The sequence below is a fragment of the Ulvibacterium sp. genome (genome assembly GCF_965228935.1).
Classification (GTDB): Bacteria; Bacteroidota; Bacteroidia; order Flavobacteriales; family Flavobacteriaceae; genus Ulvibacterium.
Map to the genome: position 1 here is coordinate 3,512,270 of NZ_OZ245846.1, position 22,520 is coordinate 3,534,789.

Sequence of the window (22,520 nt, forward strand, 5' to 3'; positions counted from 1 at the left end):
ATGTTCGGCGGCAAAAACATCCTCTTAGGAATTACCGGAGGGATTGCGGCCTACAAGACGACCTTTCTCGTTCGTTTATTGATCAAAGCTGGCGCCGATGTCAAAGTTGTTTTGACAGAAAGTGCCGGCTCCTTTGTTTCCCCCCTGACCTTGGCCACCCTTTCCAAGAATCCGGTGTTAACTTCATTTGTCAAAGAGGAGGAACATATCACGGACTGGAACAATCATGTGGAACTTGGGCTTTGGGCAGACCTAATGCTAATAGCTCCCGCAACTGCCAATACGCTTTCCAAAATGGCCAATGGCGTTTGTGATAACTTGTTGTTGGCCGTATATCTTTCTGCAAAATGTCCGGTTTTTTTTGCCCCCGCCATGGATTTGGATATGTACCAACATCCATCCACCCAGGTATCTTTTGAGAAATTGCGATCTTTTGGCAATGTTATAATACCCGCAACTTCCGGCGAGTTGGCCAGTGGATTATATGGGGAAGGAAGAATGGCAGAGCCAGAGGACATAATTGTCTTTATACAGGAGCACTTGGCCCAAGGATTGCCATTACACAACAAAAAGGTATTGGTTACGGCCGGGCCCACTTATGAGGCCATTGATCCCGTTCGGTTTATCGGTAACCATTCCTCTGGTCTAATGGGATATGAAATTGCAAAAGCCTCGGCCGATTTGGGTGCCCAGGTAATTTTGGTATCGGGGCCTTCGCATTTAAATGTGACGCACCCGGCGATAAATCTTCAGAGGGTGGTCTCCGCGGAACAGATGTACCATACGGCACATGAACATTTTCCGGAAACGGACATTGCTGTTTGTGCGGCCGCTGTATCCGATTATAGACCAAGAACCGTGGCCGATCAAAAAATCAAAAAAGAAGAAAACGAACTTACCTTGGAACTGGTCAAGAACAAGGATATTCTCTTGTCCTTAGGGGAACAAAAGAAGGATCAGTATTTGGTTGGATTTGCATTGGAGACCGAAAATGAAATCGAGAATGCAAAGAAAAAATTGAAGAAGAAGAATTTGGACGCCATTGTTTTGAATTCCTTGAACGATACCGGGGCCGGTTTTGGAAAATCGACCAATAAAATCACCTTTATAGACAAGAATTTGAACTTAACGGCGTTTGATGTAAAGGAGAAGTCGGTGGTAGCCTCTGACATCCTTAAGGAAATTATCAACAGAATCCATGCGTAGCATTCTAATCATCCTATTTTGTACCGTATTTTTTTCAGGTGCATTGGCACAGGAAATGAACTGTACGGTTACCGTGAATTCGGACCAGGTTTCGCAGACCAACCAGCAGATATTCGTAACATTGGAGCGTTCCCTAACGGACTTCATCAATAAGAACAAATGGACCAACAGGGTATATCAGGAAAACGAAAGGGTCAATGCCCAAATGTTTATTACGGTTACCAACTTTGAGAATAACCGATTTGAGGCCAATATCCAAATTCAGTCCTCCCGCCCGGTATTCAATACCTCCTATGAAACTCCGATCTTCAATTACAAGGACGATCAATTCAATTTTGAATATATTGAATTTCAACCGCTCTTCTTTAATCAGAACGTGTACGAGTCCAATTTGGTGAGTGTAATCTCGTACTACGTCTACATTATTTTGGGGCTGGATGCGGATACATTCTCACTTGAGGGGGGTACCGAACACTACAGAACCGCACAAGGTATTGTCACCCAGGCCCAAGGAAGTAATTCGGCAGGCTGGAGTCAGTCCAGTAATCGCAGTCGCTTTGAGCTTGTGGACAATCTGCTGTCCAATACCTTCAGGGAATATCGGGTGGCCATGTACAATTACCATAGAAAGGGGCTTGATATTTTTGGGGATAACAACAGTACGGGCAAGCAGGTCATAGCTGGTACCATGAACTTGTTCGAGACCATGATTAAGCGCAGGCCCAATGCATTCTTGATCCAAACCTTTTTTGATGCCAAATCCGAAGAGATTCAAAATATCTTTAGCGATGGCCCAAAAGTGGATATTGTAAAGTTAAAGGAAACGCTTAATCGTATCGCTCCCCTATATTCCAGTACCTGGAATGACATAAAATACTGAGCCTCCCATTTTTTCATCGGAATATCGATTATCTTTGCAGCACTAATCCTGTAGTGCATTGCTGAATAACCTTCTCATAAACAATTACGCCCTTATTGACGATATTAACGTTTCCTTTACCCATGGTTTTAGCTGTATTACCGGGGAGACCGGAGCGGGCAAATCCATCTTGTTGGGAGGTTTGTCCTTGGTACTGGGTAAACGTGCAGACTTGTCCTCTCTCCGTAATAAGGAGAAAAAGTGTATTGTTGAGGCGGAGTTCGAAATCGGGAAATATGACATAAAAGGGCTTTTTGAGGAAAATGACCTGGATTATGAACCCAAGACCATCATAAGACGTGAGATACTCCCCAGTGGCAAATCCAGGGCTTTTATTAATGACACACCCGTGACTTTGGGCGTGCTTTCCCAATTGGGAGACCGTCTGATCGATGTGCATTCCCAACATCAGACTTTACAACTTACGGAAAACGATTTCCAACTAAAGGTAATCGATGCACTTGCGGACAATAAGAAAATTGTTTCCGAGTATTCCGATAGATTGGACGATTATCAAAACATTTCAAGGGAACTTGAACAACTCAGTGAACTCCAAAGAAATGCCATAAAGGAACACGACTACAACAGTTTTCTATTACAAGAACTGAAAGCCGCTCCATTGGAACCCGGAATTCAGGAAAGGCTTGAGGAACAACACGAACAGTTAAGTAATGTGGAAACCATTTTGGAGCAACTTTCAAAAGGGCATCAATTGCTGAACGATGAGCAGATGGGAGTCCTTAACCTATTGTTGGAATTAAAACAGGTCTCCACTAAATTATCAGGTTTTGGCAATCAATATAGGCAACTAGATGAGCGGATACAGTCCATTTATATAGAAATAGACGATCTTGGTTCCGAGTTGGAGTCCACTCTGGAGCAGGTGGAAGTAAATCCCAAATTGTTGGAAGAAACCAGTACAAAGTTGCAATTGCTATACGATTTACAAAAAAAGCATGGGGCCCATGATGTATCGGAACTCGTCACCATAAAGGCGGAATTGAAAGAAAAAGTGATGGCCACCGAAAATCTGGATGCTGCCATAGCTGAAAAAGAAATGCAATTGGAAGCCAAGAAAGAGGCTTTGGAAAAAATTGCGGCTACCTTGGGAAAACGGAGGTTGGAAGTACTTCCAAAATTAAAGGGGCAGTTGGAGGAGAGTTTGGCTTCCTTGGGTATGCCCAGCGCAACCTTTAAATTGGAGATAAAGGATTCCCAAAATTTCAGGCCCAATGGGAAGAACGATCTAGTCTTCCTTTTTTCGGCCAATAAGGGAACGGACTTTGGTGATTTGAAGAAAGTGGCTTCAGGAGGGGAGCTTTCACGCATTATGTTGACCATAAAAGCAATCTTGGCGCAATATGAAAATTTACCGACCATTATGTTCGATGAGATCGATACCGGAGTTTCAGGTGAGATTTCCAACCGTATGGGAGATATCATGCAAGGTATGAGCAAAACCATGCAAGTCTTCTCCATAACACATTTGCCACAAGTGGCCTCAAAAGGCGACCATCATTTCAAGGTCTACAAAACGGAAAAAGATGGAACCACGCGTACCCAAATGAAAAAGTTGAATCCGGACGAAAGGGTAGTGGAACTTGCGGAAATGTTGGGGGGCAAGGATCTGACGGATTCGGCCATGGCCCATGCACGGCAATTGTTGAATTAAGAATTACAAAGTACCAAATCGGGTTTTGATTTTTCCGGGTTTTCACAATCAAAAGCCGCAGTTAATTTTAATATCTTTGCGCATCAACCTAAGAAACCGTATTTATGGCTTACAACTTATTGAAAGGCAAAAAAGGAATCATTTTCGGGGCATTGGATGCCAATTCCATAGCATGGAAAACCGCAGAACGGGTTCATGAGGAAGGAGGTGCCTTTGTTTTGACGAATGCACCTATTGCCATGCGCATGGGTCAAATCAAGGATTTGGCCGCAAGCACGGGCTCGGAAATAGTGCCGGCCGATGCGACCAACGAGGACAATCTCAACAATTTAGTGTCAAAATCTATGGAGATCCTGGGCGGTAAATTGGATTTTGTACTCCATTCCATAGGGATGTCCGTAAATGTTCGTAAGGGCAGGCAGTATGTGGACGAGAACTACGACTTTACTACTAAAGGATGGGATGTTTCCGCACTTTCCTTTCATAAGGTAATGCAAAGCCTTTATAAGGCCGATGCGATGAACGAGTGGGGGAGTGTGGTGGCCTTGACCTATATTGCCGCACAACGAAGCTTTCCGGATTATAACGATATGGCGGATAATAAGGCCTATTTGGAATCCGTTGCCCGCAGTTTCGGGTATTTTTTCGGAAAGGAAAAGAAGGTTAGGGTCAATACCATTTCCCAGTCTCCTACAGCAACTACTGCGGGCCAGGGCATTAAAGGATTCGACGGATTCATTAGCTATGCGGAAAAGATGTCCCCTTTGGGCAATGCTACCGCAGATGACTGTGCGGATTATACGGTATCCTTATTTTCCGACCTTACTCGGAAGGTAACCATGCAGAACCTTTTTCATGACGGGGGCTTTTCCAATACCGGCGTGAGTCAAGAAGTTGTTGATGCATTTTCCAAATAAAAAGAATAATTTGTTCAAAAGCCATGCACTTAGTGCATGGCTTTTGCTTTTTTAGTATCCGTCTATGAACCTCTTATTTTCCTTTGTAATCCCTGTTTACAATCGCCCGGACGAAATAAAGGAGCTATTGGAGAGTATGGTGCAACAGACCTATATCAAACCTTTTGAGGTGGTAATCGTAGAGGATGGTTCCACGATGGATTCCAAAAATGTGGTACTTGGGTTCAGCGACCGACTTACGATTTCCTATCTTGAAAAAACAAATTCAGGACCAGGGGATTCCCGCAATTACGGGATGCAAAGGGCCAAAGGCGACTATTTCATCATCCTGGATTCCGATTGCATTCTGCCGCCGGGGTATTTGGAAGAAGTTGAGAAATCGCTACAGCAAGAGTTTGTGCACTGTTTCGGTGGGCCGGATGCTGCCCATGAATCGTTTAGTTTGGTACAGAAAGCGATCAACTATGCCATGACCTCTATTTTGAGCACAGGAGGAATACGGGGTAACAAAAGAGGTCTGGGCAAATTTCAGCCTAGAAGCTTTAACATGGGAATTTCCAAGAAAGCCTTTGAAGATGTGGGGGGATTTGGCAATATCCATCCGGGCGAGGATCCCGATCTTACCATCCGCATTTGGAACAAAGGGTACCGGACAAAATTGATACCGGATGCCTATGTATATCACAAACGCCGAATCGATTGGAATAAATTCTATATACAGGTGAACAAGTTCGGAATGGTTCGCCCCATTTTAAACAAATGGCACCCGAAGACCGCTAAAATAACCTATTGGTTCCCCACTCTTTTTGGTTTAGGTCTGTTGCTGTCCTTGCTTTTGATGGCAGTTGGATTGTTTCTTCCCATCCTATGCTACGGCATTTATTTCCTATTGCTTTTTTTGGATGCACTGCTAAAAACGAAAAACTTGTTCGTGGCCCTTCTTTCCCTATTGGCGGTCTGTATACAGTTCTTTGGTTATGGCTACGGTTTTCTAAAGTCGACCATTTGGGTTAATTTTAGCAAACGGCAACCTTGGGAACTCTTCCCAAAACTGTTCTTTAAAACAGATCAATAAGGTGATAGATAAGATAAAGCGGAGCTTAAAGAAACGAAAGGTAAAAATATTCCTATTGTTTTTGCTTTGTTCGGGATTGGCCTGGTTTATCAGTAATCTGTCTGAGAATTATGTGCACAATGCGGTATTTAATTTGGAGTATGTGAACGTGCCGGACAGCCTTTTGTTGGATAAGGCTTCAAGGAACACGGTGAATGTAAAATTAAGGGCAGTGGGATTTCAATTTCTTGGGTTTAACTTTAAGAATAAATCCGTGAAGATCGACTTATCCAAGGTTGCCGGGATAACCTCCAAGCCTTATATCCCACAGGAAGTGTATCGCAGACAAATCGAAAGGCAACTTTCCGGCTCAATGACCCTTTTGGAAATGGATAGGGATACCCTTTTCTTCGATTTTCTTAAGCTCCAATCCAAGGAGGTTCCGGTAAAGCCCCAAATAAAATTAGATCTCGTACAGAACTATTTGTTGGACGGCGATCTTGAGGTAAGACCGGAAAAAATAACCATTAAAGGGCCCAGGGAAGAAATCGATACTATTCAAAGTGTCAGGAGCTCAAAATTGGATTTGAAGGATCTTACTACCGATTTTGCCAAAAAAGCGATGATTATAAGGCCGGAGCAATTGAAGTATACCACATTTTCTTCAGAGTCCGTTTCCATAAAGGGTAAGGTTGCACGTTTTTCGGAAAAAATGATCCAAGTGCCCATAGAGGTGATCAACTTGCCGGAAGGGACCCAAATCAGGACTTTTCCGGATAGCGCCTCAATTTTATGTAAAGCAAAGATCAAAGAGCTGAGGAATTTGGAAAATTCCAGCTTTCAGGTCATTGCGGATTACGGTTTGACAGAAGAGGACAATGCGAAAACGCTTTCTTTACAATTATCGAAAAAACCAGAGAATATCCATAGTGCCAATCTTTTGGAGGCCGAAGTGGAATTCATATTAAAACGGGAATGAGGATTGTTGGTCTTACAGGAGGTATGGGAAGTGGCAAAAGCACCATTGCCCAGATGTTCAAGGAGCTGGGAGTGCCTGTGTACAATTCGGATGAACGGGCCAAAAAAATGATGGTTTCGTCCAAAACGGCGCGAAAGGAGATAACCGAACTTTTGGGGGACAAGGCCTATTCCGGTGAAAAGCTGAATCGTTCCTATATCGCGGAGAAAGTTTTTAAGGACGAAGGGCTGCTTAGAAAGCTCAATGGTATTGTCCACCCATTGGTGAGAAAAAGTTTTATCTCCTGGGCAAGGAGACAGAAATACCCCTATGTTATCCAGGAAGCGGCCATCATATTTGAAAACAAAAATCAGGATTTTTATGACAAAATTGTTTTGGTAACAGCCCCAAAGGAAGTACGTGTAAATCGAATTTTGAAAAGGGATGGTTCCCAGCGGGAAAACATCTTGGAGCGTATGAACTACCAATGGCCCGATTCGAAAAAAATCCCTTTGGCCGATTTTGTCGTGAACAATGAAAATCTAAGTGAAACACGCCTAAAAGTTGAGGATATACATCGCCTTCTCCTTGATAATAGTTGACAGTTTAACGTTTTAACATTTTTGTTAAGGTTAGGTTAAACGTACAAAATACTAGTTGTTAAATATTTAATTTTACCCGAAGATGAATAAGAGATTGTTTGTTCTTTTGGTCATCCTAATGAGCCTATCTCTAATTGGGATAATCTTCGTCCAGGTATTTTGGATAAAAAGGTCGGTAGAGGACAGGGAAGAACAATTCTCCAACACTATTGGCGAAATACTGAATAGGGTAACCGATAAAATAACCGAAAGGGAAACCAAGGATTATTTTGATAGGTACCTTAACCAAAAAGATAGCATTGGGGAGCTCCAGGGGTCTCACCTTAGAAATATTTTTTTTATAGATCGTGATATAAATTCCAACGAGATACTGTTTTATTCCCATGGTATCTTGGAGGAAGATTATAACATAGCATCCACGTTCTTTGACAATGGTAACGGCGACGATACCACCACGATTAAAAGCTATACTAGCAAACGTACCAAAACCATTTTTAAAGAGGACTTTGGTTTGGACGGTAAGCAGTACAAGCTTAATCCTATTCAGAAATTGGAGAAAATAGGAGGGTTGTCCTCTATTGAAAGAGCCCAATTTGAAGATGTTTTTAGTCAGTACGCAAAGCAAGTTCCAATTCATAAGAGGGTTTCCAGACAGGAGATAGAATTGCTTCTGGATCGCGAGCTAAGGAATCGCGGTATGGAAATAGACTTTGAATATGGGGTGTACAGTAAGGGGCTCCCTACCAAGGTGCGATCTAGAAAATTCAAGTTTGAGGAAGGCACATTTTATAAGAGTCCTATATTCAAGGATAGTGATGGTAATTCCAATTTTTCCCTTTTGATATCCTTTCCCAAGAAGAAGCGATTTTTGATACAGTCTGTTTTAGGATTGGCAATCTTATCGTTGTTGTTTACCCTGGTTATCGTAGTGGCCTACTCAAGTGCAATATATCAACTCATTCGACAGAAACAGATTTCTGAAATAAAGTCGGATTTCATCAACAATATGACCCATGAGTTTAAAACGCCCATCGCCACAATAAATCTGGCTGTCGAGGCTATAAAAAACCCCAAGGCATTTGAGGACAAGGAAAAAGTGCAGCGCTACCTGCAAATGATACGGGACGAGAATAAACGCATGCACGCCCAAGTGGAAAATGTACTTCGTATCTCCAAACTGGAAAAAAACCAATTGGATATCAGTAAGGACAGGGTCGACGTTCACGACATTATCCATAGGGCCATTGCACATGTAAAGCTTATTGTAGCAGATCGTGGAGGATATATAAATACCCATTTAGAAGCTGATAGAACGGAGGTCCTTGCAAATGATGTGCATTTTACCAATGTAGTCGTCAATATTTTGGACAATGCCATTAAATATTCTCCGGAAGCACCAAAAATAGATGTGTATACGGAAGTCGCAAAGAACTTCATTATCGTAAAAATTCAGGATCAGGGTGCAGGAATGAGCAAGGCGGTATTAAAAAAAGTTTTTGAGAAATTTTATAGGGAACATACAGGGGACATACACAATATAAAGGGACATGGCTTAGGTCTGGCTTATGTAAAAAAAATAATTGAAGATCATCAAGGTGAGGTTTATGCGGAAAGTGAAAAAGAAAAAGGAAGCATTTTCTACATAAAACTACCTTTAATTTAACAACTTATGGAAACAGTAAATAAGAAAATACTTTTGGTCGAGGACGACCCGAATTTCGGGATTGTTCTTAAGGACTACCTGTCCATGAACGATTTTGACGTGACTTTGGCCAAAAACGGGATGGAGGGTTTTGAGAAATTCAAGAAAGACAATTATGATGTTTGCATCCTAGATGTAATGATGCCCTACAAGGATGGATTCACACTTGCCAAGGAAATACGCGAAAAGAACGAGAACGTGCCCATAGTTTTTCTTACCGCAAAAACCATGAAGGAAGATGTCCTAAAAGGGTACAAGGCCGGTGCGGACGACTACCTTAACAAACCTTTTGATTCTGAAGTGCTTCTTATGAAACTTAAAGCAATACTTCAAAGAAAAGCTTCCAATTCGTTGGCAGATAGCAAAAAGTTTGAGTTTCAAATAGGCAATTTTCATTTGAATTCGAAATTAAGGTTCTTGAAATTTAAGGATGAAGAGGCCATAAAGCTGTCTCCAAAAGAAAATGAATTATTGCGTTTATTGGCCTTGCATGAAAATGATTTGATGCCCAGGGAATTGGCCTTGACCAAGATTTGGAGGGATGACAACTACTTCACCTCCCGAAGCATGGATGTATATATCGCCAAATTGCGAAAATATCTAAAACTGGACGATACGGTGGAAATATTGAATATTCATGGGGAAGGGTTTCGGTTGGTCGTAAAGACTGAAAGTTAATTAACTCCGTAATACCATCAATTAAAGGGGCCGACATTAAATGTCGGCCCCTTTAATTTTGGTCGATATGTTCCAGAATCTCCAAAACAATGGACGATGGACTTTGTTGTATGGAGACTGAAATAGCTTTTTGCGGGGGTTCCAAAGTATCAAATTGGGACTTTAATAATGCGGTCGGCATAAAGTGTCCCTTTCTTTTTTGCATTCTATCCTGGACTTCTTCAAAACTACCTTTTAAATACACAAACCTGATCTTTTGCAGCACACCATTGGCGATTACGGAACGGTAGCTCTCTTTTAAGGCCGAACAGGCAATAACGGCTCCCGATTTCAAATTTTCCTTTATCAAAGTGTTGATACGTTTTAGCCATCCGATTCTATCGGTATCGTTAAGCGGGTTTCCTGCGGCCATTTTCGCCACATTTTCCTCAGGATGATAGTCATCTCCATCAAAAAAGGGGACATTAAGTTCGGTAGCCAATAGTTTACCGACTGTGGATTTACCTGAACCCGATACACCCATAACAAGCAAAACCGTAGTTTTAGCCATTGCTGCTTTTCATTTTATCTTTTATAGACCGAATCACTCCGTCCACATCGCCATCATAGGGAAACCATAGGATGGATTCATCCTTTCGAAACCAGGTAAGTTGCCTTTTGGCAAATCTTCTGGTATTCTTCTTTATTTCCGCTATGGCAAAATCCAATTCCCACATACCCTCAAGGTGATTAAAAAGCTCCTTGTATCCAACGGTTTGCAAGGCATTTTCTTTTTTATGTGGATGCAACGATTTAGCTTCCTCCAAAAGACCTTCTTCCATCATGAGATCCACCCGTTGGTCGATCCGATCATAAATCACTTTTCTATCCGCCTGAAGCCCTACATTTATTGTAGAAAAGAATCTTTTTTGATTTTTTCCCTTTAAGAACGAGGAGTAGGGTTTCCCCGTTCCGATACAAACTTCCAAAGCGCGTATAAGGCGATGAGGGTTTTCAAGATCTACATTGGAATAATATAAGGGATCCAATCGCTTTAATTGCTTTTGGAGCGCTTCAATGCCCTCAATTTCCAATCGTTTGTTTAGATTCTGGCGAATTTCCGGAGCTATCTCTGGAAATTTGTCCAGGCCTTTGGTCACGGCATTGATGTACAATCCACTTCCGCCTACCATGACGACTGTATTTTTTTGGGCGAAAAGTTGTTCCAAGAGCGATAAGGCATCCCGCTCAAAATCCCCTACCGAATAGGATTCAAAAATGCTTTTACATTGTATAAAATGATGTGGTGCCGCATTTAACTCTTCCCGAGAAGGTACTGCAGTTCCTATATGCATTTCCTTATAGAACTGCCTGGAATCCGCCGAAATGATTTCCGTATTAAAATGTTGGGCAAGGGCAATGGCCATTTTGGTCTTTCCAATGGCCGTAGGTCCAACGACATTGATCAAAAATTTACCGGTCATTAATCATCCGTTAATTTATAGCCACATACACGGCAGTAACGTGCATCGCTCCTCATGATTTCCGAACTGCAATTTTGGCAACACCTACCTTCGTCCACGTTCTTGAGGTTTTTTTTCGAGGAGGCATATTCTGCCGAAACAATACCTGTGGGGACCGCAATAATACCATAACCAATGATCATGATCAATGTGGCAATAACCTGTCCAAGACCAGTTTCAGGGGATATATCCCCATAACCTACAGTAGTTAAGGTTACTATGGTCCAGTAAACGCTATGGGGAATACTGTTAAAACCGTGTTGGGGCCCCTCTATTAAATACATAGTAGTACCCAATAGGATAGAGATGACCAGAACAAAGAAAACAAAGATGAATATTTTTGTACGGCTGGCCTTTAGCGCCCTGATAAGATTATTGGATTCCCCTACAAATCGTACCAACTTCAATATTCGAAAAACCCGAAGTAGACGAAGAGCCCTAAAAGCGGTAATATATTGCGAACCTATCAGAAAAAAGGACAGATATTTTGGAATGGTGGAAAGTAGGTCTACAATGCCAAAGAAACTAAAAATGTATTTGAAAGGCCTTTTTATGGAAACAATACGCAAAATGTATTCGATGGTAAAAAGTATGGTGACTACCCACTCCGAGATATCCAAAAACCTATGGTATTTTACATCAAAACGGGGAACACTTTCCAACATTACCACTATAATACTATAGACAATGACTACAAGTAGGATTATATCGAATAACTTACCTGCACGGGTATGTGTTCCGTAAATGAGTGCATGAAGCTTATACCTCCAGTTCTTATCCGTATTTTGGCTTTCCAAACATCAAGAATTTAGGTCCAAAATCTTTATAACTCGTTTTTTTCTGAGATACGATTCTATGATGTGGGTGGTATTCGCATCACCCTTCATAGGTGTTATAATGGATTCTAAGATATGAATATTATTAATTTGATGGTTTAGGTCATAATAACCCAAGCCCTGAAAGATTCCGTTTTTTATAAGAATGGCACTATATTCCCCTGTTTCCCTTCCTTTGTCCACAAGAACCACATTTTTGCCCGCCAATGAAAACTTTGCTATTGCCTGCCGGGCTCTCTTGTTATAATCCAAAACATCTTCCTTGTTCCTGGTATGGCCTCCTTTGCAACAGGTCTGTCCGGATTCGTTGCATTTGCTTTTAGCTTCGGGAAGGCCATTCAGTTTATCACATAGTCCGTTTTCAATAGTGATTTGATGAATGAAATTCTGAGCTCCTTGAAAACTATTAAAAGTAGTGACCACCTTTTTGGAAAAAGTATGGGATGCCGCTTTTAGGGTAACATAACCCCTTTCATCCACGGCCTGATAGACTGCATGGGAAAACAACTTTTGTCTCTTGTGGTAGGTATACTTAGGCTTGTTACGAGTTAACTCTTCGTTCTCCTTTAATAGGGCTACCAATTCGCTCCCGGTTTTTTCAAAGATTACCTTTTTGGTTTCTTTTTGAATTTGTCTTGCCCTATCTCCGTTTTTTATGAAGTGCTGGTTGACCTTTTTTTTGATGTTGTTGGATTTCCCAAGAAATATAAGCTCCCCCTCCTTATTGTACATATAATAAATACCGGTTTCCGAAGGCATCTGCTCAACGATATCCAATTGTCTTGGTGAAAGCTCCCCTTGTGTTTCCGAACGTACCACATGGGAGAGTATGGATTTATCCATATCCTTGGAAAGCAATACCTTAAAGAGCTTTAGAGTGGCCAATGCATCCCCATTGGCCCGATGTCTATCACTGACCGGAATCCCCAAAGAGCGCACCAGTTTGCCCAAACTATGTGATTCGGCATTGGGTATGAGTCGTTTAGCCAAATCCACGGTACATAAGGTCTTACGTTCAAAGTTATAGCCTAACCTTCTGAACTCGGTTCGAAGTATTCTGTAATCGAATTGGGCATTATGGGCTACCAACACACTGTCCTGTGTAATTTCCACAATGCGCTTGGCCACCTCGTGAAATTTTGGGGCCGTCCGAAGCATTTTGTTATTGATGCCGGTAAGGTTTACGACAAAGGGTTGTATTTCCCTTTCCGGATTGACCAAGCTAATGAACTTGTCCACTACCTGGTGGCCATCAAACTTATGTATGGCGATTTCCGTAATACCCTCTTCATTGTATTTGCCACCTGTGGTCTCAATATCTAAAACTGCATACATGCATTAAATTGTTTTTCCAGAAACTTCAAGGAAATTTAACCTTGTAAATCCTTTAATGTGCGTTTCTCGCCCCAAAGATACTACTTCCTATACGTACCATGGTACTACCTTCTTCAATGGCTATTTTGTAATCCCCGCTCATGCCCATGGAAAGAACAGAAATGTGGGGAAGCACCTTTTGAGTAGTATCAAAAAGTGTTTTCAACAGCCTGAACTCCCTTCTAACTTGGTCTGTATCATCCGTAAAAGTAGCCATGCCCATTAACCCTGTTATGGCGATATTTTTCATTTTATGAAATGTATCCGAATGGATGAGTTCGTTCAGTTCATCGGCATCCAATCCAAATTTGGTAGTCTCCTCGGCAATATGGATTTGTAAAAGGCATTCTATCACCCGATCATGTTGTTGGGCCCTTTTGTCTATTTCCTGGAGCAACCTTACGCTGTCCACTCCATGGATCAAAGAGACAAATTCCGCCATATACTTGACTTTGTTCCGTTGTACGTGTCCGATCATATGCCACTGGATGTCCTCGGGCATGCTTTCCCATTTTTGGACCATTTCCTGAATTTTGTTCTCGCCAAAGACCGTATGCCCTGTGTCATAAGCTTCCTTGATTTCGGAAATGGACTTTGTTTTGGAGACCGCAACCAAGGTTACATCTTCTGGTAGCGTATGCTTTATATGTTTAAGATTTTCGCCTATGGACATCTTCTAGTGAAAAGTATTGAAATTATAGTTCATAAATGGTAAGCCCACTTCGCAGTTTGGGCTCAATATAGGTGCTTTTGGGCGGCATGGTCAAGCCCGCATTGGCAATAGCCTTGATTTGGTCCATGGTTATGGGAACCAGACTGAACCCTACGGCAAAGTTGCCTTGATCCACTTCATCTTTCATATGGATAATATTGTGCTTTCCGTAGCCATATCGAATACGCTTATCGTTCCGTAAATCCTTAATGTTCAAAATGGGCCCCAAAACCGTCTTGAACAGAATTTGGGTATCCAGTTTACTCAAGGCATCGGTAAAACGATACACCTTTTTCCGAAGGTAGAGTGAGTAAAACTCCCCGTCCAAATACATGCTAAAATGATGCTTTTTTGTGGGCCTGTATAGGGTGTTTCCCTTGTTTTCGATTCTAAAAAGACCATCCAGCCGTATAAGAAATTCCTTTTTGGTCAACCCATTCAAATCTTTGACCATACGATTAAATTCATAGATCTTGATTTCGGATTCCGGAATTAGATAGCTCATAAAATAATTATAAGGCTCCTTTCCGGTATGGTTTGGATTATTTTCCCTGGACGTTTTGGCCAAAAGACCGGATGAGGCACTTCTATGGTGCCCATCGGCAATGTACAGGGTCTTTAGCTTGGTGAATGCATCTTCCAGTTGGTTCACCGTTTTCGTTTCGGAAATGACCCATAATCTGTGGGTGACCTTATCCGTTGTAGTAAAGTGGTATTCAGGTTCGGCCCGTCTTTCACGTGTTATGATTTCCGAAATAGTTTCATGGTCCCTATAGGTCATCAAAACGGGTTCCGCGTTGAATTTCACAGTTTCCAAATAGTTGGCGAACAATTCTTCCCGGGGACGGATGGTATCTTCGTGTTTTTTGATGATATCGTTTTGATAATCTTCAACACTGGTGGCGCAAAAGAGCCCGCAACACTGAAAACTATCTTTTTTAACCTCGTACAGATAGAAACTATCCCTCGCGTCCTTTAAAAAGATATTGTCTTCCAGGAATTCCAAATATCGGTTGTATACCAACTTAAAACGCTTGGGGCCGGAAACCCTTTTGTCAAACTTGTACCCGGGATTGATAATGTGCAAAAAGGAAAACGGATTGAAGCTCAACACGGCTTCCAGTTCTTTTTTGGAGTATTCCTGGTATGATCGAGAAGCCACAAATGGGGCCTTATCCTTGGCGGGGCGTATGGCCTTAAAGGGTTTTACTATTGCCATTTGGGTTCATTTAAATTGAGGGGAAACTATTTCCGCCTTTCGCGATTCCAAATAATTGTAGAATCCTTCCCCGGATTTTACACCTAATTTTCCTGCGGTCACCATATTGATCAATAGGGGAGAGGGCGCATATTTTGGGTTTTTGAACCCATCATAGATAACGTTCAGAATAGACAGGCACACATCCAATCCAATAAAATCGGCCAACTCCAAAGGGCCCATGGGATGTGCCATTCCCAACTTCATTACCTTATCGATTTCCCTTACCCCGGCCACTCCATTGAATAGGGTTTCTATAGCTTCATTGATCATAGGCATGAGGATACGATTGGCCACAAATCCGGGATAGTCGTTTACCTCCACCGGTGTTTTCCCCAATCGTTTTGAAAGCTCCATCACCGTATCGGTTGTAGCATCCGAGGTGTTGTAACCCCGAATTATTTCTATCAAGGGCATAATGGGCACGGGGTTCATAAAATGCATCCCGATAACCTTATCTGGTCTGCTGGTAACAGCGGCGATTTGGGTAATGGATATGGAGGAGGTATTGGTCGCCAAAATCGTATTTGGATTGCAGTTCACATCAAGATCTTTGAAGATTTTGAGTTTAACTTCCAAGTTCTCCGTAGCGGCTTCGATTACTATGTCACTATCCTGTATTCCATCAATAAGCGAAGTATGGGAGCTAATGTTGTTTAGGGTAGCCCTCTTTGTTTTCTCATCGATTTTTTCCTTGGCAACCATTCGATCCAAATTTTTGGATATGGTCACAAGCCCTTTCTGTAGGGCATCCTCGGAAATATCCACTAGATTTACCTGACTTCCATTTTGGGCAAACACATGGGCGATTCCATTTCCCATGGTCCCCGAACCTATGACTGCTATCTTACTCATGATAGTGGTATGTATTTAAAAATTTTTTTTGATTCCGAGACATCCAATTTTTACTTCTCGCCCTAGGGAAGATAGATATTCCTAGAAGCACTCGATTACTTGTAATGCTACCTGCAATGCCTGTGTTCCCTGCTGTAAGGTGACTATGGGAACACTATCCGAATTTATAGCATCTGCAAAGGTCTCCAATTCGTCCAAAATGGCATTGTTCGCCTGAATTTCAGGATTCTCAAAGTAAATTTGCTTTTTTTCCCCTTCAGCATTTTGTAGGATCATATCAAATTGTCCCGGGGTCTTTGGTGCGTCCTTCATCTTTACTACCTCGACCTTTTTTTCCAAAAAGTCAACGGAAATGTAAGCATCCCTTTGGAAAAAACGGGATTTCCTCATGTTTTTCAATGAAATCCGACTAGCCGTCAGGTTGGCCACACACCCGTTTTCAAATTCAATACGTGCGTTGGCAATATCCGGGGAATGACTTATTACGGATACGCCACTGGCATTAATTTGGCTTACTTTTGAGTCCACTACGCTAAGAATGGCATCAATATCATGTATCATTAGATCAAGTACCACCGGTACATCGGTGCCCCTGGGATTAAATTCGGCCAACCGATGGGTTTCAATGAACATCGGATCCTTTATTTTTTCCTTTACTGCCGTAAAGGCCGGATTAAACCGCTCTACGTGCCCTACCTGCCCCTTTACATTGAACTTTTTCTCCAGTGCCATTAGTTCCTGGGCCTCCTCCAAAGTATTGGTAATCGGTTTTTCAATAAACACATGCCTGCCTTTTTCCATTGCTTTTTTGGCACATTCGTAATGGGAAAGGGTCGGGGTAACGATATCCACCACATCTACGGTATCCATAAGGGCTTTCATGTTTTCAAAATAGGAATAACCAAATTCCGTGGCCACTTTTTCCCCGTTCATAACATCGGGATCATAAAAGCCTATCAACTCATATTTAGAGGATTCATTGAGTAATCGCAGGTGTATTTTTCCTAAATGTCCCGCTCCCAAAACACCGACTTTGAGCATATGTTTTAATTTTTTCAAAAGTAAGGATAGTTTGTGAGTTTAACGATTTGTTGTAGGGTCTTTGTGTTTCTATGTCGGAATATTTATGTGGAAAGGAGAATTGGAATTTGGAACTTGGATATTGATATTTTCCGTTCTAAATTCGTTTTATAAAACCAAACCATTGAAGGATACCTTAAAGCATAAGGGAATGCGCAACCAATTAGCGGATGTTCTGGTCGCCAAGGGCATCAAGGATCAAAAAGTGCTGGATGCCATTCGTGCCATCCCCAGACATTTGTTCATGGACAGCGGTTTTGAAGGGCATGCCTATCAGGACAAGGCTTTTCCCATTGCTGCCGGACAAACCATCTCACAGCCATATACCGTGGCATTTCAAACCGAATTGTTGAAAATTCGGCCCAATCAAAAAATCCTTGAAATAGGCACGGGAAGTGGTTACCAGACCGCTGTTCTCATCCATTTAAAGGCAAAGGTTTTTACCATAGAGCGTCAATTGACCCTTTTTAAAAAGACCAATATTTTCTTCAAAAAGATGGGATATCGTCCCAAAAAGTTCATTTTTGGCGATGGATACAAAGGCCTGTCGGAAGAAGCCCCGTTTGACGGTATCATCGTAACCGCAGGGGCCCCGGAGGTACCTAAGGCACTCATGTCCCAATTAAAGGTTGGCGGCAGACTAGTGATACCTGTAGGAGTTGATGAGCAGATTATGACGGTATATAGAAGAAAATCCGAAAAGGAATTTGAAAAAAAAGAATACGGCTCGTTTCGGTTTGTTCCGTTATTGGAGGATAAAAACTGATATTGTTCGATAGATGCGACTCCGTTGTTCAGCGGTTAAAATTCTTTTTGATTCGGTCTAGGTCTCTTTTGTTGTCCCTATCCTTAATGGTTTCCCGTTTGTCATAAAGCTTTTTACCCTTGGCCAGGGCAATTTGTAGTTTGGCGAGCCCTCTATCATTTAGAAAAAGTTTTAGCGGAATTATGGTCAAGCCCGAAGTCTTCACTTCCTTTTCCAATTTTTTGAGTTCCCTTTTGTTCAGTAAAAGCTTTCTTTCTGCTTTTGGACGATGATTAAAATGGGAGGCGTGCGAGTATTCATCAATCTGCATATTGATTACAAAAAGCTCGCCCCGGTCATTAAACTCGCAAAAACTCTCGGAAATAGAAGCCTTGCTTTGTCGGATGGACTTTATCTCCGTACCCGAAAGTACAATTCCGGCGGTATAGGTATCCAAGAATTCATACTCAAAACGTGCTCTTTTATTCTTTATATTGATGTTCTGTTGCATGGAATCACAAAAATAAGAACAATAATTCGTACAACAATCCGGCAAAAAAGGGATACTTCCCTATTATTTTGTAAGATTGGTGCATATTTACGTACCATAGTATCATAATATCATCGTATGAACAAGGGAATCGTTTTGTTTTGTATCAGCATCATCCTGGCGTGCGGGCAAAAGGCCAAAACGGAGCTTTCCGCTCAGGAAATTGTGGATGCAAGCATTAAGGTAAGTGGGGGGGAGGCGTACAAAAAAAGCGCTATCTCCTTTGACTTTAGGGATAGGTCTTACACAATGGAGCGCCATGATGGACGGAAAGTTTTAAAGCGGATTTCCCAAATAGATTCCAATACGGTTTTGGATATTAAACAATATAACGGATTTCAACGTTTCGTCAACGACAGCCTGATATCCATTCCTGATTCCATGGCAACTAAATACGCCAATTCCGTCAATTCCGTTCACTACTTTGCCTATTTGCCCTATGGTCTTAATGACTCAGCGGTAAATAAGAAATATTTGGGTCGGTCACGGATCAAAGGGAAAGACTACTATGAGATAGAGGTGACCTTTGACAAGGAAGGAGGGGGTGATGATTATGATGATACCTATGTGTACTGGTTTAATGTTACTACCTTGAAACCAGATTATCTAGCTTATGAGTTTCATGTGGACGGTGGAGGTAAACGTTTTAGAGAGGCTTATAACGAACGTTATGTAAACGGCATACGTTTTGTTGACTACAATAATTATAAACCTTTTGATCAAGGTGTTGTGGTTCAGGAAATGGATAGCCTGTTTATGGCCGATCAATTGGAACTATTGTCCCAAATAGAATTGAAGAATATTACCGTCCTTCCGGACAATTACAATTAAACTGTAATCGCATGTCGGTTGCGGTACCATTTATAATTTGTACGATGTACATACTTCCATTGTCGTAATCGTCCATAGGCCCATATTTGTCTTGCCCTATCATAAGATTTACAAATTGGGGCGTAGTATTGCTGTGACCTACAACTAGGACTTTCTTGTTGAGATTATCCACCTTGAACTGCTCAATATTGATTTCTTCAGGAACATAGTACTGCATTATGATGTCTTGCTTTACCGATGTCGGTGCAGCAGTCATGGTTGCCCTCTCATAGTCGGTGGTATAAATGGCATCCAAAGCAACATCATCCAGTATCTCGGCCCAATGCATGGCACGTCCCAAACCTTTTTGATTGAGTTCGGGATCGATGTTATCCGGATTTGAACGATCCTTTTCCGCATGGCGGATAAAGTAAAAAGTAGATATACCCTGATTCGAATAAAATTCCTCGGATGCGGTTTTATCTTCTTTACAGCCTAAGAAAAGGAAGAGTATAACTAATGTCGATACTAATTTGATCGGTTTCATCTATTGGCTTGATTGTTTTATGTTGATAGCCCCGGAAAAAGTAAGTAATACCCACACTTTGTCCATGTCGCCCCGTATAATTTTTATCGTTTTTGCCCCAGAACCAAAGTATTGGGTTTTCCCCTTGAGGGAAATTTTCTTTTTACTGTAACTAAAATTACCGCTAAATAGTATGTAAACCAGTCAGTTTTTTGTTTTTTTGCGTATGATTAAACTTGGCACCCCTTTTCTAATTATAGTAACTTTTTTTTTCGCCCGTTCACAGGAGGTCTCCCTCCCGGTGGATTTTCGACAGCATAATTTAACCGAGTATAATTCCAGTTTTTTTAATCCGGCTTTTTCCCTAGATCGTAATAATCCGCAGTCCGTTTCCTTATGGACGCGTTGGCAGTGGCAAAGTATAGATGCCGACCCCACGACCTTGTTTTTGAATTATACCCGAAAGATTAATGAATCCTCAGCGGCAAGTGTTGCATTTTTTCAACATAATACCGGTATCTTTTTTAATACCGGAGGGATTCTAAATTATGCCCAGGAGATAAAATTGAACGCCCTTATACGCCTTGGTTTTGGGTTTAACCTTTTTGGATTCCAGCAAGAGCTGGCGGATGACCGCTTTCAGATAGATCCGGATATCCCTATACCGATATTACAACCCTCAACGGATTTTATCTTGCAATTGGCTCCCGGAGTCCGGTTGTCGGTCGAAAATTTTTCTTTTGGCCTGGCCTCGGAAAACCTTTTTGATTACAACTTTACGGACAAGGGTAGAAACACGGTTCCGGCCGATAAGATTTATATGGGAATGGTCTCTTATGATATACCGATAGGTATTAGTAGGGATCCCACGGCTTTTCTTAGACCATTACTGTATTTGCGCACCATACCGGAACTTGAGAACCAAGTAGGTCTTAATGTTCTTCTTAGCAAGACGGCCTATTGGGCACAAATGGGTTACAACAACTTTTATGGAATTTCCCTTGGAGGGGGAGGAACTTTTTTTAAAAGATTTTCTGTAGGGGCCCTGGTAGAATTTGGGACGAACTCGGCCATTAGTTCCGAAGATCCGTCCTTTGAGTTTGTAGCTTCGTATTTTATAGGAAAACCTGAGGAGCGCCGTAAAATACGTTTCTTGGAAGAGGAAGAGGAACCGAAGCAAGAAGAATTGATTACCGAGGAAGAAACCAAGGAGGAAATCGAGAAGGCCGAAGCAATTGCCAAACAAGAGGAAGCTGCTGAAAGGGCCGAACAAAAACAGGCCAAGAGGGAGGCAAGGGAATTGGCCGCCCAAGAGAGGGCATTGGCAAAACAACAACGACGCGATTCCCTAACGGCTGCCAAAAGGGAGAGAGAAGCGTTGGCGGAGGCAGCTAGACTTGAGGAAGAACGTAAAAAAGCAGCTATTGAACAAGCCAAGCAAGAAGAAGACTTGGCCAAGGCAAGGGATGAGCAGCAACGAAAACTGGATTCCATTAATGACGTTAGACGCGCCGAGGCGTTGGCAGCGGTCCAAAAACTTCGACAACAAAGAGAGAAGGATTCCTTGGAAAGTATAAAAATTGCTGAAGCCGAGGCTGCCCAAAAACAAATTGAACAAGATCAAGTGGCCCAACAAGAAGAACAGGATAAACCAAAGGCCGGTGAAAAATATGAGGAAGTCCGGGCAGAGGGCGACCTGGAACCGGGTTATTATCTTATTACCAACGTATTCGGAACAAAAAAATACTATGAGGCCTTCATGAAGGATCTGCAGAACCGGGGTCTTGCGCCAAAATCATTCGTTAGGGCCAGGAACAACTATAACTACGTTTACTTGGAACGTTATAATACTATGAACGAGGCGCGAAATGCCAGGGATAGTAATTTTGATGGAAAATATCCGGATAAAACCTGGATTTTTAGGGTTGTGGGCAATTAAACGTAGAGGAATTATTTTTTAATTTCCCTGTGTATGAGAACTTCCAGGTAAGCCACGGTATTTACCAAATATTTCCGGTCCCTGGTTATTGTGGACATGGCGATGGCACCTTGCAACATCGTAAATAATTGCTTGGCGAATTGCAATGGGGTCACTGGAAGATTCAATTGATTTCCCTTAATTCCATTTTCAAGCACCAATGCAATTTTTCCTTCAATTTCCTTTATGGTTTCTTTTGCGGCAGCGGCTAAAAGGGTATTGTTGTGCTGCGCATCCACACCAACATTGAGAATTGGGCATCCGCCCATATCCATGGTATATACGTCGTAATTTCTATAGAATTTTAAAAGGTTGAAAATTTTTTCCAACGATGCCCCTTCTATGTTAAGATGCTGCTCTACGGATGAAAGCAATTTGCCACGATTGTATTCAAAAGCCGCCAAAGCCAGTGCTTCCTTGTTTTCGAAGTTCCCGTAAAGCGCCCCTTTTGTAAGCCCTGTAGCCTCGGTAAGATCGCTCATACTGGTACCTACATAGCCCAATTTGTTAAAGATAGGTGCAACGGTCTCTATGATGTAGGCAGTGGTTCTTTCGGCTTTGGTGGTCATGGCAATCAATTTTATAC

23 protein-coding genes are annotated in these 22,520 nt (G+C 41.9%); 12 read left to right on the forward strand and 11 right to left on the reverse strand.

All coding sequences use genetic code 11. The annotated features are described in order from the left end of the window. The 9 genes from coaBC to ACO06Y_RS14925 all read left to right on the forward strand — a co-directional run bounded on the left by coaBC (window position 1) and on the right by ACO06Y_RS14925 (window position 9,708). Window positions 1-1,206: a bifunctional phosphopantothenoylcysteine decarboxylase/phosphopantothenate--cysteine ligase CoaBC gene (coaBC, locus tag ACO06Y_RS14885; protein WP_422079777.1), complete on the forward strand. Its 1,206-nt coding sequence runs from the start codon at window positions 1-3 to the stop codon at window positions 1,204-1,206. After that, window positions 1,199-2,086 (forward strand): DUF4835 family protein, encoded by an 888-nt coding sequence (locus tag ACO06Y_RS14890; RefSeq protein ID WP_422079778.1) that lies wholly within the window; start codon window positions 1,199-1,201, stop codon window positions 2,084-2,086. The genes coaBC and ACO06Y_RS14890 overlap by 8 nt, the downstream gene beginning before the upstream one ends. Before the next feature lie 58 nt (window positions 2,087-2,144). Then, on the forward strand, window positions 2,145-3,797 hold the full coding sequence (recN, locus tag ACO06Y_RS14895; RefSeq protein WP_422079779.1) for a DNA repair protein RecN: 1,653 nt from the start codon (window positions 2,145-2,147) through the stop codon (window positions 3,795-3,797). Between the two features lie 104 nt (window positions 3,798-3,901). After that, the gene (locus tag ACO06Y_RS14900) at window positions 3,902-4,714 is read left to right on the forward strand and encodes an enoyl-ACP reductase FabI (protein ID WP_422079780.1); all 813 of its coding nucleotides are present in this window, start codon (window positions 3,902-3,904) and stop codon (window positions 4,712-4,714) included. Between the two features lie 64 nt (window positions 4,715-4,778). Further along, the gene (locus tag ACO06Y_RS14905; protein ID WP_422079781.1) at window positions 4,779-5,789 is read left to right on the forward strand and encodes a glycosyltransferase; all 1,011 of its coding nucleotides are present in this window, start codon (window positions 4,779-4,781) and stop codon (window positions 5,787-5,789) included. Between the two features lies 1 nt (window position 5,790). After that, the gene (locus ACO06Y_RS14910; RefSeq protein WP_422079782.1) at window positions 5,791-6,747 is read left to right on the forward strand and encodes a YbbR-like domain-containing protein; all 957 of its coding nucleotides are present in this window, start codon (window positions 5,791-5,793) and stop codon (window positions 6,745-6,747) included. Further along, window positions 6,744-7,328 carry a dephospho-CoA kinase gene (gene coaE, locus ACO06Y_RS14915; RefSeq protein ID WP_422079783.1) on the forward strand — a complete coding sequence of 195 codons (585 nt, stop codon included), beginning with the start codon at window positions 6,744-6,746 and terminating at the stop codon, window positions 7,326-7,328. The genes ACO06Y_RS14910 and coaE overlap by 4 nt, the downstream gene beginning before the upstream one ends. A gap of 82 nt (window positions 7,329-7,410) precedes the next feature. Beyond that, complete coding sequence (locus ACO06Y_RS14920) at window positions 7,411-8,991, forward strand: sensor histidine kinase (RefSeq protein WP_422079784.1); 1,581 nt, start codon at window positions 7,411-7,413, stop codon at window positions 8,989-8,991. Between the two features lie 6 nt (window positions 8,992-8,997). Next, complete coding sequence (locus ACO06Y_RS14925) at window positions 8,998-9,708, forward strand: response regulator transcription factor (protein WP_422079785.1); 711 nt, start codon at window positions 8,998-9,000, stop codon at window positions 9,706-9,708. A gap of 52 nt (window positions 9,709-9,760) precedes the next feature. Here ACO06Y_RS14925 and ACO06Y_RS14930 read toward each other — a convergent pair whose 3' ends face one another. From ACO06Y_RS14930 to ACO06Y_RS14965, 8 genes are all read right to left on the reverse strand, one after another. Further along, entirely contained in the window at window positions 9,761-10,258 is a 498-nt protein-coding gene (locus ACO06Y_RS14930; RefSeq protein WP_422079786.1) for a gluconokinase, read from the reverse strand. Beyond that, window positions 10,251-11,171 (reverse strand): tRNA (adenosine(37)-N6)-dimethylallyltransferase MiaA, encoded by a 921-nt coding sequence (gene miaA, locus ACO06Y_RS14935; RefSeq protein WP_422079787.1) that lies wholly within the window; start codon window positions 11,169-11,171, stop codon window positions 10,251-10,253. Before miaA ends, ACO06Y_RS14930 begins: the two co-directional genes overlap by 8 nt. Further along, window positions 11,171-12,007: an ion transporter gene (locus ACO06Y_RS14940; protein WP_422079788.1), complete on the reverse strand. Its 837-nt coding sequence runs from the start codon at window positions 12,005-12,007 to the stop codon at window positions 11,171-11,173. The genes miaA and ACO06Y_RS14940 overlap by 1 nt, the downstream gene beginning before the upstream one ends. Before the next feature lie 3 nt (window positions 12,008-12,010). Beyond that, window positions 12,011-13,381: an exonuclease domain-containing protein gene (locus ACO06Y_RS14945; RefSeq protein ID WP_422079789.1), complete on the reverse strand. Its 1,371-nt coding sequence runs from the start codon at window positions 13,379-13,381 to the stop codon at window positions 12,011-12,013. Between the two features lie 52 nt (window positions 13,382-13,433). Beyond that, window positions 13,434-14,093, reverse strand: a complete 660-nt coding sequence (locus tag ACO06Y_RS14950) for a YggS family pyridoxal phosphate-dependent enzyme (RefSeq protein ID WP_422079790.1) — start codon at window positions 14,091-14,093, stop codon at window positions 13,434-13,436. 22 nt (window positions 14,094-14,115) lie between these two features. Continuing rightward, window positions 14,116-15,351 carry a DUF1015 domain-containing protein gene (locus ACO06Y_RS14955; RefSeq protein WP_422079791.1) on the reverse strand — a complete coding sequence of 412 codons (1,236 nt, stop codon included), beginning with the start codon at window positions 15,349-15,351 and terminating at the stop codon, window positions 14,116-14,118. 6 nt (window positions 15,352-15,357) lie between these two features. Beyond that, window positions 15,358-16,245, reverse strand: a complete 888-nt coding sequence (locus ACO06Y_RS14960; RefSeq protein WP_422079792.1) for a 3-hydroxyacyl-CoA dehydrogenase family protein — start codon at window positions 16,243-16,245, stop codon at window positions 15,358-15,360. A gap of 81 nt (window positions 16,246-16,326) precedes the next feature. Continuing rightward, window positions 16,327-17,286, reverse strand: a complete 960-nt coding sequence (locus tag ACO06Y_RS14965) for a Gfo/Idh/MocA family protein (protein WP_422084185.1) — start codon at window positions 17,284-17,286, stop codon at window positions 16,327-16,329. A gap of 163 nt (window positions 17,287-17,449) precedes the next feature. Between ACO06Y_RS14965 and ACO06Y_RS14970 the strand changes: the two genes are divergently transcribed. After that, window positions 17,450-18,091, forward strand: a complete 642-nt coding sequence (locus tag ACO06Y_RS14970) for a protein-L-isoaspartate(D-aspartate) O-methyltransferase (RefSeq protein WP_422079793.1) — start codon at window positions 17,450-17,452, stop codon at window positions 18,089-18,091. Window positions 18,092-18,119: 28 nt separating this feature from the next. Here ACO06Y_RS14970 and smpB read toward each other — a convergent pair whose 3' ends face one another. Continuing rightward, window positions 18,120-18,581: an SsrA-binding protein SmpB gene (gene smpB, locus ACO06Y_RS14975; protein ID WP_422079794.1), complete on the reverse strand. Its 462-nt coding sequence runs from the start codon at window positions 18,579-18,581 to the stop codon at window positions 18,120-18,122. Window positions 18,582-18,698: 117 nt separating this feature from the next. Between smpB and ACO06Y_RS14980 the strand changes: the two genes are divergently transcribed. Beyond that, window positions 18,699-19,451, forward strand: a complete 753-nt coding sequence (locus tag ACO06Y_RS14980; protein WP_422079795.1) for a DUF6503 family protein — start codon at window positions 18,699-18,701, stop codon at window positions 19,449-19,451. On the opposite strand, the gene ACO06Y_RS14985 is transcribed toward ACO06Y_RS14980, so the two are convergent. Further along, window positions 19,423-19,977 carry a SixA phosphatase family protein gene (locus ACO06Y_RS14985; protein WP_422079796.1) on the reverse strand — a complete coding sequence of 185 codons (555 nt, stop codon included), beginning with the start codon at window positions 19,975-19,977 and terminating at the stop codon, window positions 19,423-19,425. The genes ACO06Y_RS14980 and ACO06Y_RS14985 overlap by 29 nt on opposite strands. Before the next feature lie 205 nt (window positions 19,978-20,182). Between ACO06Y_RS14985 and ACO06Y_RS14990 the strand changes: the two genes are divergently transcribed. After that, window positions 20,183-21,895 (forward strand): PorP/SprF family type IX secretion system membrane protein, encoded by a 1,713-nt coding sequence (locus ACO06Y_RS14990; RefSeq protein ID WP_422079797.1) that lies wholly within the window; start codon window positions 20,183-20,185, stop codon window positions 21,893-21,895. A gap of 11 nt (window positions 21,896-21,906) precedes the next feature. On the opposite strand, the gene ACO06Y_RS14995 is transcribed toward ACO06Y_RS14990, so the two are convergent. Continuing rightward, window positions 21,907-22,503 carry a TetR family transcriptional regulator C-terminal domain-containing protein gene (locus ACO06Y_RS14995; protein WP_422079798.1) on the reverse strand — a complete coding sequence of 199 codons (597 nt, stop codon included), beginning with the start codon at window positions 22,501-22,503 and terminating at the stop codon, window positions 21,907-21,909. Window positions 22,504-22,520: the final 17 nt, after the last annotated feature.

Excerpts from the sequence above, each read along its gene's own strand:
- ACO06Y_RS14920 (WP_422079784.1), top strand. The coding sequence starts at position 7,411 with ATGAATAAGAGATTGTTTGTTCTTTTGGTCATCCTAATGAGCCTATCT.
- ACO06Y_RS14900 (WP_422079780.1), top strand. The coding sequence starts at position 3,902 with ATGGCTTACAACTTATTGAAAGGCAAAAAAGGAATCATTTTCGGGGCA.
- ACO06Y_RS14905 (WP_422079781.1), top strand. The coding sequence starts at position 4,779 with ATGAACCTCTTATTTTCCTTTGTAATCCCTGTTTACAATCGCCCGGAC.
- ACO06Y_RS14965 (WP_422084185.1), bottom strand. The coding sequence starts at position 17,286 with ATGCTCAAAGTCGGTGTTTTGGGAGCGGGACATTTAGGAAAAATACAC.
- coaBC (WP_422079777.1), top strand. The coding sequence starts at position 1 with ATGTTCGGCGGCAAAAACATCCTCTTAGGAATTACCGGAGGGATTGCG.
- coaE (WP_422079783.1), top strand. The coding sequence starts at position 6,744 with ATGAGGATTGTTGGTCTTACAGGAGGTATGGGAAGTGGCAAAAGCACC.
- ACO06Y_RS14980 (WP_422079795.1), top strand. The coding sequence starts at position 18,699 with ATGAACAAGGGAATCGTTTTGTTTTGTATCAGCATCATCCTGGCGTGC.
- ACO06Y_RS14985 (WP_422079796.1), bottom strand. The coding sequence starts at position 19,977 with ATGAAACCGATCAAATTAGTATCGACATTAGTTATACTCTTCCTTTTC.
- ACO06Y_RS14945 (WP_422079789.1), bottom strand. The coding sequence starts at position 13,381 with ATGTATGCAGTTTTAGATATTGAGACCACAGGTGGCAAATACAATGAA.
- ACO06Y_RS14955 (WP_422079791.1), bottom strand. The coding sequence starts at position 15,351 with ATGGCAATAGTAAAACCCTTTAAGGCCATACGCCCCGCCAAGGATAAG.
- ACO06Y_RS14890 (WP_422079778.1), top strand. The coding sequence starts at position 1,199 with ATGCGTAGCATTCTAATCATCCTATTTTGTACCGTATTTTTTTCAGGT.
- ACO06Y_RS14995 (WP_422079798.1), bottom strand. The coding sequence starts at position 22,503 with ATGACCACCAAAGCCGAAAGAACCACTGCCTACATCATAGAGACCGTT.
- ACO06Y_RS14950 (WP_422079790.1), bottom strand. The coding sequence starts at position 14,093 with ATGTCCATAGGCGAAAATCTTAAACATATAAAGCATACGCTACCAGAA.
- ACO06Y_RS14930 (WP_422079786.1), bottom strand. The coding sequence starts at position 10,258 with ATGGCTAAAACTACGGTTTTGCTTGTTATGGGTGTATCGGGTTCAGGT.
- ACO06Y_RS14925 (WP_422079785.1), top strand. The coding sequence starts at position 8,998 with ATGGAAACAGTAAATAAGAAAATACTTTTGGTCGAGGACGACCCGAAT.
- miaA (WP_422079787.1), bottom strand. The coding sequence starts at position 11,171 with ATGACCGGTAAATTTTTGATCAATGTCGTTGGACCTACGGCCATTGGA.
- ACO06Y_RS14990 (WP_422079797.1), top strand. The coding sequence starts at position 20,183 with ATGATTAAACTTGGCACCCCTTTTCTAATTATAGTAACTTTTTTTTTC.
- smpB (WP_422079794.1), bottom strand. The coding sequence starts at position 18,581 with ATGCAACAGAACATCAATATAAAGAATAAAAGAGCACGTTTTGAGTAT.
- ACO06Y_RS14960 (WP_422079792.1), bottom strand. The coding sequence starts at position 16,245 with ATGAGTAAGATAGCAGTCATAGGTTCGGGGACCATGGGAAATGGAATC.